This window comes from Micromonospora sp. NPDC047465 (genome assembly GCF_040643125.1).
In the GTDB taxonomy this organism is placed as follows: domain Bacteria; phylum Actinomycetota; class Actinomycetes; order Mycobacteriales; family Micromonosporaceae; genus Micromonospora.
Genome location: NZ_JBEYTP010000088.1, coordinates 1 through 12,326, shown reverse-complemented (window position 1 = coordinate 12,326; position 12,326 = coordinate 1). Strand labels below are relative to the sequence as shown.

Below are 12,326 nucleotides of genomic sequence, written 5' to 3'. Positions count from 1 at the left end.
TCGGTTGTCCTCACAAACCATCGATGATCAACGCGGTGGCCGTCCTCATGCCCACGCCACGCCCAACGCCGAAGGCAAGTGACGTTGGAGTATTAGTCGAAGATGCGCTCGACGACGGCGGCTTGTTCGGCTGCGCCAGCTCGGAAGTAACGGGCGGTGGTATCGAGGGAGGCGTGTCCGAGCAGGGCCTGGACCTGGGCCGGGTCGGCACCGCCTTGGCGAAGCCGGGTGGCGTAGGTGTGGCGAAGCCGGTGCGGACGCAGGCCGGGAAGGTTGGCGTCGGTACCGACCGTCAGGACGATCTGGGTGATGCCGGAGGTGGTGAGCCGACCGCGCTGCCCGATCCACAGCGGTCCCGGCTCGCCGCCGCGCTGGCGCATCCAGGCGGTGAGCCGGTCGCGGGCCGGGGCCGGCACGGGGACATGGCGGACTTCGTCGCCCTTGCCGTGCAGGCGGATGGTACCCGTGCGGGCGGTGAGGGCGACGTCGTCCACGTCGAGGCGGGCGCACTCCTCCGCCCGGGCGCCGGTGTAGAGCAGCACGGTCACGATCGCGGCGTCGCGGACGCCGCGGCGGTCAGCGGCGCGTTCCACCGCGCCCTGCTCCTTCGGCGTCAGCGCGTCGGGCTCGCCGGGGCGAGGCACCCGGGCCCGCTTGACCTTCAGCCGCAGGCCGGCGCCGACCTCATGGAGCAGGTCGACGGCGGCGAGGGCCTGGTTCACGGTGGAAGGGCTGGCCTTGGTAGCGATGAGGTGTCGGCGCCAGGCGGTGACGGCGGCCTCGGCGCCGACCTGGTCAACGAAGGCGTCCGGGTGCTCGCCGGCGTGCTGGCTGAGCCAGGCGGCGTACGCACCGGCGCGGGCCCGGTACGCCTTGGTGGTGTTGGCCGCCAGAGCGCACCGGTCGAGGTGCCGGTGCAGCGCCGCGAGGGCACGGTCAACGGCGGCGGCCGGGCCGGCGGGTCGTAGCGGGAGGACCTTCGCCGTCGCGGTCCGAGTCATGGCCACCACCGCCCTTCTTATCCGCTGAGTTTCAGCCGGTCTTTCAGCCATCACTGAAAGACGTTATCCGCTGAGATCCTAACCAGACTCAGCGGATAAAGCACATTATTCGCTGAGCCCGGGGAAGTGGGACCGGCTCGTATTCGAAGATCTACTTTCAGGGATCTTGCGGGAGGAATCCGACGCGAAGGGCTCTCGTGGCCGTGCGCGCGGTACCTATGGCTCGCTGGGACGTTATCTAGACCAGGACCCTCTAATGAGTCCTGAGCACTGACAGGCGCTCGTCGTGGATCTCAGGTCACATGTGCCCGAGATACATGATCAGGGGTCAGGCACCCCAGACGACAAGCGTCCGTCCACCGCACCGTCGCAGCCAGCGACGAGAAGGGGAAGGACCACGGCGGTCATCGCCATGGCCACCGCGGCCGACACGGCGGCAGAGATCCTGCACGCCACCGGTCGCGATGGCCTGGCCACGACGGCCAGGACCATCGCTCACCTGCTACACCTGGTCGCCATCTTGGCTCGCAACCGGGACGGCCAGAGGTAGCCCTACCGAGCCCGGGGTTGACTCCCGTCAACCCCGGGCTCCCTGTAAACGATTGTCCCCGGCCCGTCGTGTTGGCTTCGCAGCCCTGAGGCCAACGATGGGTCGCTGCGATGAAGCAGGACAGAACTCACCCAACGCGCGAAGCAGTCCTCCGCGCCTCTTCGCCCTAGAGGGCGAGGGCGTTGACGGCGACCCGGTCGTAGCGGCCCGGGTCGGCGGTGAGGGTCGGTAAGCCGGTGGCTTGGGCGCAGACAGTGGCGTGTGCGGCCGGCCAGAGCAGCCATGAGTAGGTGGCTCGCAGCTCGTCGAGGCGTCGGTGCGCGCCAGGCCGGCCACCCGCAGCACGCCGGGTGGGGCGGCGGCGATGATGTCGGCCAAGTGGGTCACCAGCGGCGTCCGGTGTTCTGCGACGACGGTGAGGCACAGCGCGGGTACCTGCACAACCCGTTCGTCGACCTGAACCTGCCGCAACACGCGCCTCTCACAGTGATGAAGAAGGACGCGGGCTCACCTACAACCTCAACATGTACCTGGACAGACCTCTGATTCCGTGGCATCACCCGCACCCGCTACACCTTGATCACCTCCGATATATTGACCCTGAGTGACTAGGAGGTACGAGCCGTGACCGATCAGTCTGTGCTGGCCAACCTGGGCCAGTTCGAGTGGGACTCCAGCAAGTCTGTTTCCTACGAGGTCGCCATCGAGGCGGTCAGCCAGGCAGTCGCCGCCATCGCCCCGCTCATCGCCACCGCTCGGCAGCAGGACAACGACGCTGCGGTAGAGGAGCTGATCAACCTACGGAAGCAGTGCATCGCCGCGCGTAACGAGCTGAGGCCGACCGACCATCAAGCGGTCGCCGACGCCACGCAGCGCTACCGCACCCTGGCCGAGCAACTCGGTCGGCGCGCCGCCTGATGCCGATCGACCCGAGACGCTACCTGCTTCCCGAGGAGCAGTCGCAGCGGATCTTCCGCGAGGAGATCGCGCCGGAGGAACTCGCCCACGGGGTCTCCCAAGACCAGCCGGTGGTCGTCTTCGTCGCCGGGCAGCCCGGCGCGGGCAAGACCATGACCACCGAGTCGGTCAAGCGCGAACTCGATCAGCGTGGCGGCGCGATCGTGGTCAACTCCGACTTCTACAAGCCCTACCACCCTGAGTACAGCAGACTGCTGCGCGAGGACGACCGCAACGCCGCGCCGTACACCAGCATGGACGGACGCCGGTGGATGGCCGCCGCCGAGCAGTACCTCATCGACCGGCGAGTCGACACGATCATCGAGACGACGATGCGGGACCCCGGAGACTTCCTGGAACCCGCGGCGATGTTCCGCGCGGCCGGCTACCGGGTGGAGGCCGCGATCATGGCGGTGCCCGAGCCGCTCAGCCGACTCGGGATCGTCCACCGCTATCACGACCAGGTCCAGAAGCTCGGCCACGGCAGGTTGACCGCTCGGGACAACCACGACGCTTCCTACCAGGGTGTCCGCCAGGCCGCCGAGGCGATCGACCGGGAGCGGGTGGTCGACGTCGCCACGGTCTACCGGCGCGGCAACCACCAGCTGCACATCAACTACCTCGACGCCGCCGGCTCGTGGCGCTGGCCGGCCGGCACCGCTGCGGCCATCGACGTTGAGCGCCAGCGGCCGTGGACCCCAGAGGAGACCAAGGCGTTCGCGGCGACGGTCAAGCAGCTCACCGAGGAGATGGGCCCCGAGTGGTACGGAGAGCTCCGGGACATCGTCCGGCTGGCGGCACCTCTCGCCGACCCGCAGACGCCGCTGCCTCAGATCGTCGACGTCGCTCCCGTGATCACGGCGGCCGCGCGGGCCTTCCCGACCAGCACCCGTCAGTCCCTACCCCGGCAGCCGGCGGTGCGCGACGCCGAGTCGGCGTCGCCGCCGAAGCCGAGCCGCGGAGCCTCCAGAGGCGAGGAACCCAGCCGCTGACTCAGGGATTCTGCAGACGGATGGTACGTCGTTGAGGAGCACCGGCGGCATGTCCAGACCCCTCTGAGGAGGCGAAGAGGGCGGGCACCATATGGTGCCCGCCCTCTTCGCCTGATCGGGTCGTCAGAGCACGTACTGGCCGTAGCCCAGAACGACCAGCACCACCACCAGGACGTAGATCACCACGGCCCGGGGAGCTCGCAGGGAGAAGCGCAGCTCGGTCAAGTTCAACACCCCCTCGGTTATCTCAGCGCAGCGATGGCCAAAAGGCGGCCCCCTCGGGCGGCGGCTGACCTTCCGCGTTCCGAGGCAGCGGGAAAACCCGCCGTGGACCGGCGCTCATACTAACGTGGACACCCCAATGCCGCAAAGTGGTGCGCCGACCCGCGACCTAATCGGAGTTCCGCGAAGTTCCGCGAAGTTCCGCGAAGTTCCGCGAGGTCCAGAGAGGCCGCACGATAGGCCTTCCTGCAGGAATCCCTGCAGGGATTCCTGTGGCACAGTTATTACATCGGACCCGCAGTTATCGCCTCCGACGGTCACATCCATACCGGTGCCGCAGCCGCGCACCGGTGTGCGCAGAGGCGCAGGTCAGCGGGGGGTCTAGTTGTCGGAGGCATGTGGTATAGTCCCCGCCTTTTGCCACCGGACGGCTCGCGTAGTGTGAGGTTCTGGTCACTTGACCCGGCCTCTGTTGCTCCATTCCGCTCGCCTTAGGGGCATACGCGACGCAAAAAAATACCGATATTTGGATTCCGTTGATTCTCATCCGATCATCCGCCTTTGAGATTGAAGAGGCTAGCCGAATCCATAACCCAGTCGGGCCGACTTTGGAAGGCGAAAGCCCACCTTGCTGGCCGGTAAATAGATGCGGCGAGCGCAAACGAATTCGGACTTGGATTTTGGAGCCTCGAATTTTTATTTGCCATTGCGTGTTGCAGTACTGATACGTCGTGTGTCAGACTGACGGTGTCGCGACGCGTCCCCAGGGGGCCCGTGACCTGCAACGAAGCTCCCCAACGGTCTATCTCACGCAGCGATGGCCAATGGGTTGTGGCCTCTCCGCTGACCTCGGAGGGGCCACTTTTTTGCGCCGACCGGCTGGAGGCCAACCAGACGTCCCGGGCCTTCGTAGTACGCCTGTCCGGCTGAGGTGCACGCTGGGTCACCGGCGATGACAGATGGTCAATTCGGTCCGCGGGTGAGCCGGTACCACCTCGCCAATCCCGGCTTTGTGCGGCTCTGCCGCAGCTAGCTCGGCCCGGTGTATACACAGGTTTTCACGTCTGCTACGTGCAGTGTCAGCCAACCGACGGTTGCCGCGGCCGAACTCCTGTTCTACTGCACCGTAAGGGCGTCCGTCCCGCTGCTGCGGGTTCGATGTGGTCAACCTGGGCATCACCTTCCTAGAGGACATCATCGACTTGCGGCCGTTGCGGACAGCGCAGCAGATGACCTGCTGCGGGGCCGTGGACGACCAGCTCGGGACGCCTGCGGGCCCGGGTGCCGGGCCAGCCGCCGGCGTTCCTTGACCTGCCGATGCTCCGCAGGTTCCGGTACATCGTGGCGATCGAGCCTGCCGGGGTCGGCTACTGACAGCTATTGGCCACACTTGTCGAGGTGACCACCCAAGACCATCAAAAGCCCGGCGGGAACTTACGATCCATCACCGCCAGCGCCGCCATCCTGGCAGTGCTCGGACTCGGCGTGGCAGCCGTGAACACGATCATCGACGGCTCAGCAAGTGGATCGGTAGCCCCCACCAGTGGCACAACCACCATCGCTGCGACGGTTGCCGCCAATCCATCGCCCACGATCACACCGACTCGTGCCGTGGTGGAAGCTCGGACTGTCACCGAGACTGAACCCATCCCGTACCGGACCAGGCAGGTCAAGGACTCATCGATGCCGAAGGGCGTCACGAAGGTGCGGACACCCGGGATCGACGGCGTCAAGACGCTCACCTACCAGGTGACCGTCACCGACGGGGTTGAGACAGCAAGGAGGCTGATCAAGACGCAGGTCACGACGAAGCCCGTAACCGAGGTTGTTGCAGTTGGGACGAACAACTGCGACCCGAACTACAGCGGCTGCGTGCCGATCGCAAGCGACGTGGACTGCGCGGGGGGCAGCGGCAACGGACCCGCCTACGTGAAGGGTCCGGTCAAGGTGATCGGCTACGACATCTACAAGCTTGATCGGAACCATGACGGCTACGGCTGCGACGAATAGGCCGTACACGAGCGTCGAGCCGACGGCGTCGCCTCCTGGTGGAGCACGGGGCTGGTCGGCACCGCGGCGATCGTCGCCGTCGGCGCGGGAGTTCCCAGCTGGCCGATTACGTGGTCGGGGCATCGGGGCCCGTTCACCGAAACGCCGACGGCTGGCCGAACCGAACGGCGATCTCCTGCAGCCGTGCCGGGACCGTGCTGGCGCCGCGGCGCAGATAGAACTCGGGTCGCTTCGGGTTATACGCGTACCAGCGGCCGCCGGTGCTCACCTCGACCAGCAGGACGGTCTTACCGTCCAGCGGCACCGGGCGCACCGTGACCGGAGGGTCAGGGTCGATGCTGTCGCGGATCATGCTGCGCAGGGTGAGCATCTGCTCGTCGAGCTTCGTCGCGTCGACGCCGGCGATCTGCCCGTCGTCGGTCACCCCAACCAGCACGGTCCCGCCTTCGCCGGAGGCGAACGCGGCCACCGTCTTGAGCATCTTCTTGCGGGACTCGCCGGTGGGCACCTCCTGCTTGAACTCCACGTACTCGGTCTCGCCGCCGGCGACCAGCACGCTCGCGTCGGCGCCCGGCAGGTCCCAAATCACCGAACGGTCTCCGTCGCCGCCATTCCCTGGCACAGGGAAGTAGCGAAAGTCCAGCCAGTCGTCGTCGGATCGCAGCATTAGCAGGGTGGCCGGAGCCAGGCCGCGCGGCAACCGAAGCCGGACCCGCCCGGTCGCGCCGACCGGGCGAAGCTGCGAACCGTCCGGGGTGGTCAGCTCCACCCGTACTCCGGCAAGTTCAGCGCCCTTAATGGCCACCGTCAGTGCGTCCGGGGCGATGGTGACCCGGTGGATCCGACCGCGGCGGTCCAGCCGGACGATGCGCCACAGCATGTGTGAAGGACGGGGGCCGTTCTCGACGGCGGCTGCGTAGAAGAAGGCGTTGAACGCTGCCTCGGCATGCAGGAAGCTCGGCCCGTTGCCGACCAGCACCTTCCGCCGTCGCGTCGGCGCCTGCTCGGCTGGGCTTAGCTGCCATTCGGTGCGCGGCCACGGCAGCACCGCGTTGTTCCAGCGCACCTGACCGGCGAGCCGCTGGAAGCTGCCGCTTGGCTGCGCAGAAGGTGCGGACACTGTCAACCCAGCGACTTGCTGCGGCTTCTCCCGCACCAGGTCAGCGGCCAGAGGTCCCGGTAGGCGGCGCTCGACGAAGGCGTCATCGCTGTAGAGCCAGGTGCGCTCGGGGCCGGTACTGTCGGCGCCGATCAGCACCTCGCCATAGCTGATCTGCCAGCCGTCCTCACCGCGATACAGGGCCAGCCGGACGTCGACGGCGACACTCTGCTCGATCATGCCGGTCAGCTCGTCGACCGGCGTCATCCCGCTCTCCATGGCCGGTACCTCCCGCGTCGCCTCGTACTGACGCGGGCGTCATCGCCACGCTGTTCAACCTGCTCGGCAACCGGCCACGAGCGTACGCGGTGCTGGCCGAGGACCGCCGATCAGTTAGCGGGCGTCGAGGAACCGGCGGCGACCTTACGGCCCAGCCGGGAGTCCGGCAGCCCCGGCAGCCCCGTTCACCACGTACAGCACTGTGCCGCTGCTCACCGGTCTTGCAGGGCGGCCTGGTCGTCGCGTTGGGCCGGAACAAGGCCAGGCAGCGCGTTGTACAGGGTGCTGCGAGAAACGCCGAGAAGCTTGGCGATCGAGGTCATCGTGCGGTTCGGCTCGGCGAGCAGTTGCAGCGCGTACGCGACCTTCTCCGGTGTCATCGCCGGCGGCCGGCCGAGGCGTTGCCCGCGGGCGCGAGCGGCGGCCAGGCCCTCGTTGGTGTTGGCCACGATGATGGTGCGCAGGAACTCGGCCAGCGCAGCAAAGACGTGGAAGACGAACATCCCGCCTGCGGTGGTGGTGTCGAGCTTCTCGTGCAGGGACTGGAAACCGACGCCGTGGCGCTTGAGCCGGCCGACGATGCCGATCAGGTCCTCCAGTGAGCGGCCGAGTCGGTCGAGCGAGACAACGGTGAGCGCGTCGCCGGGTCGGATGTACTCGAACACCTTGGCCAGCTCGGGCCGGTCGGTGTTCTTGCCGGAGGCCTTGTCGAAGAAGCACTTGGCGCAGCCGGCCGCAGTCAGCGCGGCTTGCTGGCGGGCGAGATTCTGCTCGCGGGTGGAGACTCGCCCGTAGCCGACGAGCACGCCTGCGAGCGGAGTCGGGGCGAGCAGGTCGCCCTCGGCGGGCGTGGGGGTGACGGTCACGCCGCCCAGAGTGCCCAACAAACCCGTCGTCGCGTTGTTTGACACGCCGACTTCTCGGACGGGTTTTTCGGACGCGTTTTACCCACCCTGACAACGCATCTTGATCTTGTCCGGAAAACGATCGATTCTCGGACACCATCACGCCCAGAGCCACACCCGTTCACATTCGCCGCCGCGAACCCGTCACCCCGGCCAGCGCCAGATCGATGCACATGGCAAGGGGTCGCGCGTCGACGGCCATGTGCCACCTCTGCCGCACCGCACCGTCGACGACGCGCAGCACGGCCGGCCCCCAGGGGGTGGGTGCCGGCCGCACGCTGTCTCGGGCCCAGCGCCCGCGGCGCAGCTCGCCCGCCTACATCAACTCCTTGGCCTTGTTTTTGAGGGCTGGAAGCTTACGGCCGAGCCTAGTCCGCCCCGGGCAGCCTCACGGCTCGCCGTGGTAGCCCCTCGACCTCGCCGAGTAGCAACGGCACGTCGTACACCGACATGCCCGGCCGCGCACGCATGGCCCTGACTCGGTGGCGCCACCTTTGGTGCTCGAAGGCCACGTCCGCCTCGATCTCCATCACCACCGTCGGCTCGACCTGCACGTACCGCAGCGGTTCCGGCCGATCCAACTGCCCCGACCACGATGCCGGCAGCGGCTCCGGCCACGGGTTGCACCACTGCGGCGCGGCGCTGCTGTGCAGGCCGCAGCGGAGACAGCAGCGTCGTGAGTCGACCGCAGATCCGACCCGGGCGTAACGCGTCTCCCGGTCAGATAATGCAACGGCATCTCTCGTCTCACTCGTCGCGGGCAAACATCCGCTGGGACCAGGCGGTCGCTCCGCGGGTGCGGTAGTGGGCAATACCGGCGAGAGCGATGAGCGCGGATGCCGTGAGCCAATGTGTGTTGTCGTTAGGCAGTCTGGTGATAGGCACGAAGCTCAGGTCAAGCCAGAGATTGTTGACGAGTCCGTGCGCGAAGTAGATCACGATGGCTGCGGCGCCTGTGACCGCGCCGCCGAGGTACGGCGAACACACGAAGATGATTGCGCACATGACCACGGCGTTGCAGATACGCCATGCAACCGGAGAGCCTGCTGGCAACGCTAGTGCGCCCGCCGTCACGATCGCTACCGGGGCGACGCTTCCGAATAGAGCGTAGGCAGCCGCGACTATCGAGGCCCGCCCACTTGCTACTCGATCCCATTCCCAAAATCGCGGGCGAAGAATCACCGCACCGAGAGCTCCCCCCAGCACGGCGCATATCTCCGGATACGGCAGTCTGATCTGTGGCCGCAGGAACGCGAGGTTGATCAGAATGCCGGACTTACCGAGTAGCCAACTGACTGCCGACAGGAGAACGATCATCGCGAGATAGATGACTACGCGGCGGCTGTTAAGGATGACACGAAGGATCACTTTGGCAGCGCATCCAGATCGACGGTGCATGTCATGATCTGTTGATCATGGTCTTTGATCCACGCCTGGACGGCTGGCAATGATACGTTCTTGAAGGGGTTGTATCCGTCGGAGTATTGCGGTGCTATGCCTGCGCTTCGCAGCCAACTGTAGAAGTAGGAGTTGAAGTTGGCGATGTCAGGCGGGAAGTGGAAGCCGTAGCGCTTCACGCATGCGGCGGTGCCCGCCAAACTGCTGGCGACCTCTGACGCGACCGGTCCTTCGACATGGTTCGCGGGGTTCAGGCTCGGCCAGATCACCAACTGGTTGGGCTTTGCCGTGCCGAGCAGTGCCCGGTCGTAAATGCGACGTGCACGCTCGGGTGCAAATCCATACGCGGTGACGACCTCGCTGCCCCCCTCCACGAAGGCCGCCAGTTGACGGCGGTGTCCCTCGTGAACGCAGTACTCGACACCTGCCTTCGTGGTGCAGGTCCGTGGGGCGTCGGCTTGGTAGACCGACACGGCGGGTTGTCGCAGGCTCGGGCCGAGGGCGAACAGCATCACCACGGGCACTGCTACGAGGGCAGCGAGCGGCGGCTTACGCGAGGTCGACCGCAGCAGTGCGAGGCTGATTTGCGCTGCGGCGAGGGTGACGATGGCGAGAAATATCAGCCGGTAGATCAGCAGGGGCCGAGAGGCTTGTTCCCCCAACGTGAGCACACGGGTGGGAACAGGTGATAGCGCACTCGTTCCCGTGGTGCCGACAATGGTCAGCCCGAGGAGCAGCACGAAAGACAACGAACCCATCAGCGCGGTCCGCGACCAGACTCCGGTCAGGTAGCCCAAGACCGTGGCGGTCGCGAGCCCCACCAGACCGGTAAGGCTGACCAAGACGTCGGGGCCACCATATTGCGCTTTGCCAGCGGTCAGCACGAGCAGTGGAACAAAGGCGAGTACGTAGCCGATGAGATGACTGGACAGCAGCAGACCGAGATGCCGGTTCAGGATGGAGGAGACCGGCCGGGCGCTCGAACGTTGCGCGAAGATGCGCGACGCTGGTGTCACCCGTCCGGCGTAATAGGTGGCGGCTGCGGCGGCTATCGGGCCGGTAATGGCTAACTGCCACATGAATTCTGACGACGTGCGTGTCCATTCCTGATACGGCCACGAGTACATGCCGGACGTGGCGCTCAGAACAACGCCGAAGATGAGCGCACCCGGAACAAGAAGGGGGATGGGTCCGAGCGGCCACAATCGCCGCATGTGCGCCTCACTCATTGGCCGCACCCAAGCGCTCGATCAGCGCGTAATACGAGCGCTCGAAGTCTGATCCGAGGACACCCTCGTGCTGGGCGTTATCGATCAGTTCCGACAGTTCGTTCTCGGTGCCGTCAAAGGCCATCCGTCCTTGGGCAAGGACACCGACGTGATTGCACAGATGAGCAATATCCTCGATGAGGTGCGTTGAGAGCACTACCGTCTTGGTGCGCCCGATGTCAGCGATGACTTCTCTGACCCGTAAGCGCTGGCCCGGATCAAGTCCGACCGTCGGCTCGTCAAGAACCACAATGTCCGGCTCATGCGCCAGAGCCGCGGCGATGCCCATCCGCTGTCGCTGCCCGCCGGACAACTGGCGGACTCGCCGCCGACCATGATCATCCAACTGCACTGTCGCCAGTGCCTTACTCGCTGCGGTCGCACAGCCCTTGGCTGGCACGCCGTTCGTCCAAGCCGCGTAGGAGATCGTGTCTAGGACAGTCATCTCCCCGGCGACCGAGAATCGCTGCGGCACGTACCCGATCCTGGCGCGTCCGTTCGACGGCCGGCCAGGTGGCGAAGCTGATCCGTAGATAATTTCGCCGGAGCGGGGCCGGGTCAGACCAACAAGCAGATTTAACAGTGTGGTCTTGCCCGAGCCGTTCGGGCCGAGGAGGCCACTAACTCCGATATCCACTGCCCAGTTCACGTCTTTGAGGACGACGGTCCGCCCATACGCGAACTCGACACTCTTGAGGATGATCGGCATGGACGACTCCCCCAACCAACGTCTGCCTTGTGCGAACTGCACCGGGAGGGCGCGCAGGCTGCGCCGTCCTGTCGCGCACTGAGGTGCGCTGCTACGCCTCCCGCGAGGAGGAGAAGGCCGACCTGGCGTCTCTCGCCACGCCGACCGGCGCGTCGCGGGGCACCGTCGGACCCATCGGCACCCTCGGCTGGAACGGGTGCGACGAAGATTGGCTGTGCATCTACGAACACGCGGACTTCGAGGGGCGCAAGCTCAGCTTCAACGACGAGTACTGGCACGACCTCGACAATTGGGGGTTCGTGGACATGACGTCGTCGTTCACAAACTACCAGGGCGGGAACTTGATCGGCGGGTGTTCGGGCACCGACAGCGGCACCCTTGAATGCTGCGGGTGCTCGCCGGCGTCCACCACGAGCTGCGCGAGAACCACGACGCCAACGACGAGGACATCATCGCGTTCTTCACCAAGCTCGACCCGCACATGAACGCCCCGGTCGCCGGTGACAGCATCTGGCGCCACACGGCCGCCAGCCAGGACTTCGAGGTCAACGCCTCGGCTCCGGTCATGCGGACTCAGAACCTGATCCACCTCGTCAAGGTGATCGTCGGCTGGTACAGCAACCCGCCGACCCAGCTCTAGTAGCCACCAGGACTCACGCGCGGAGGGGACCCGACCGTACTGGTCGGGCCCCCTCCGCGTTCCGGGTATCGGTGGCTGCGGCGCACGCCGCAGCCATGGCGGCCTCCCACTTGGCGTAGTAGTCGTACACCGTCTTCGCCGGCGGAAAGTCATGCGGCAGGTACTCCCACGCGATCCCCGTCCTGGCCACATACAGAGGCATTTTCATCGTGATGGGCCTGGTCGCGGCGGGTGCGGCATGGCGCGTGTCGACATAGGACGAGGCTCCCGGTAAGACAGCAGTCGACCAAGATCTG

General features: G+C 66.2%; 11 protein-coding genes and 1 pseudogene. 5 read left to right on the top strand and 7 right to left on the bottom strand.

Annotation, left to right across the window (positions count from 1 at the left end; genetic code table 11):
* Window positions 1–92: 92 nt before the first annotated feature.
* A complete protein-coding gene (locus ABZ793_RS33955) occupies window positions 93–1,001 on the bottom strand; it encodes a tyrosine-type recombinase/integrase (RefSeq protein WP_357464966.1) in 909 nt (302 codons plus the stop codon).
* Between the two features lie 1,174 nt (window positions 1,002–2,175).
* Here ABZ793_RS33955 and ABZ793_RS33950 point away from each other — a divergent pair.
* The 3 genes from ABZ793_RS33950 (at window position 2,176) to ABZ793_RS33940 (ending at window position 5,732) form a co-directional block, all read left to right on the top strand.
* Entirely contained in the window at window positions 2,176–2,469 is a 294-nt protein-coding gene (locus ABZ793_RS33950) for a hypothetical protein (protein ID WP_357464964.1), read from the top strand.
* Window positions 2,469–3,500, top strand: coding sequence for a zeta toxin family protein (locus ABZ793_RS33945; protein ID WP_357464962.1), 1,032 nt, complete (start codon window positions 2,469–2,471; stop codon window positions 3,498–3,500). Before ABZ793_RS33950 ends, ABZ793_RS33945 begins: the two co-directional genes overlap by 1 nt.
* 1,620 nt (window positions 3,501–5,120) lie before the next feature.
* Window positions 5,121–5,732: a G5 domain-containing protein gene (locus tag ABZ793_RS33940; RefSeq protein ID WP_357464959.1), complete on the top strand. Its 612-nt coding sequence runs from the start codon at window positions 5,121–5,123 to the stop codon at window positions 5,730–5,732.
* Between the two features lie 133 nt (window positions 5,733–5,865).
* Here ABZ793_RS33940 and ABZ793_RS33935 read toward each other — a convergent pair whose 3' ends face one another.
* From ABZ793_RS33935 to ABZ793_RS33915, 5 genes are all read right to left on the bottom strand, one after another.
* Window positions 5,866–7,098: an ATP-binding protein gene (locus ABZ793_RS33935; RefSeq protein WP_357464957.1), complete on the bottom strand. Its 1,233-nt coding sequence runs from the start codon at window positions 7,096–7,098 to the stop codon at window positions 5,866–5,868.
* Window positions 7,099–7,322: 224 nt separating this feature from the next.
* Entirely contained in the window at window positions 7,323–8,021 is a 699-nt protein-coding gene (locus ABZ793_RS33930) for a recombinase family protein (protein ID WP_357464955.1), read from the bottom strand.
* A 741-nt stretch (window positions 8,022–8,762) separates the two neighbouring features.
* A complete protein-coding gene (locus tag ABZ793_RS33925; RefSeq protein WP_357464953.1) occupies window positions 8,763–9,383 on the bottom strand; it encodes a hypothetical protein in 621 nt (206 codons plus the stop codon).
* Window positions 9,380–10,642, bottom strand: coding sequence for a hypothetical protein (locus tag ABZ793_RS33920; RefSeq protein ID WP_357464951.1), 1,263 nt, complete (start codon window positions 10,640–10,642; stop codon window positions 9,380–9,382). Before ABZ793_RS33920 ends, ABZ793_RS33925 begins: the two co-directional genes overlap by 4 nt.
* Entirely contained in the window at window positions 10,635–11,390 is a 756-nt protein-coding gene (locus ABZ793_RS33915) for an ATP-binding cassette domain-containing protein (protein WP_357464949.1), read from the bottom strand. Before ABZ793_RS33915 ends, ABZ793_RS33920 begins: the two co-directional genes overlap by 8 nt.
* Window positions 11,391–11,419: 29 nt before the next feature.
* Between ABZ793_RS33915 and ABZ793_RS33910 the strand changes: the two genes are divergently transcribed.
* Together ABZ793_RS33910 and ABZ793_RS33905 are read left to right on the top strand one after the other, a co-directional pair.
* Window positions 11,420–11,875: a peptidase inhibitor family I36 protein gene (locus ABZ793_RS33910; RefSeq protein WP_357464948.1), complete on the top strand. Its 456-nt coding sequence runs from the start codon at window positions 11,420–11,422 to the stop codon at window positions 11,873–11,875.
* On the top strand, window positions 11,782–12,030 hold the full coding sequence (locus ABZ793_RS33905) for a hypothetical protein (protein ID WP_357464968.1): 249 nt from the start codon (window positions 11,782–11,784) through the stop codon (window positions 12,028–12,030). The genes ABZ793_RS33910 and ABZ793_RS33905 overlap by 94 nt, the downstream gene beginning before the upstream one ends.
* Before the next feature lie 106 nt (window positions 12,031–12,136).
* Here the strand turns inward: ABZ793_RS33905 and ABZ793_RS33900 are convergent.
* Window positions 12,137–12,226 (bottom strand): annotated as a pseudogene (locus ABZ793_RS33900) (transposase); the annotation flags it as partial.
* Window positions 12,227–12,326 lie beyond the last annotated feature (100 nt).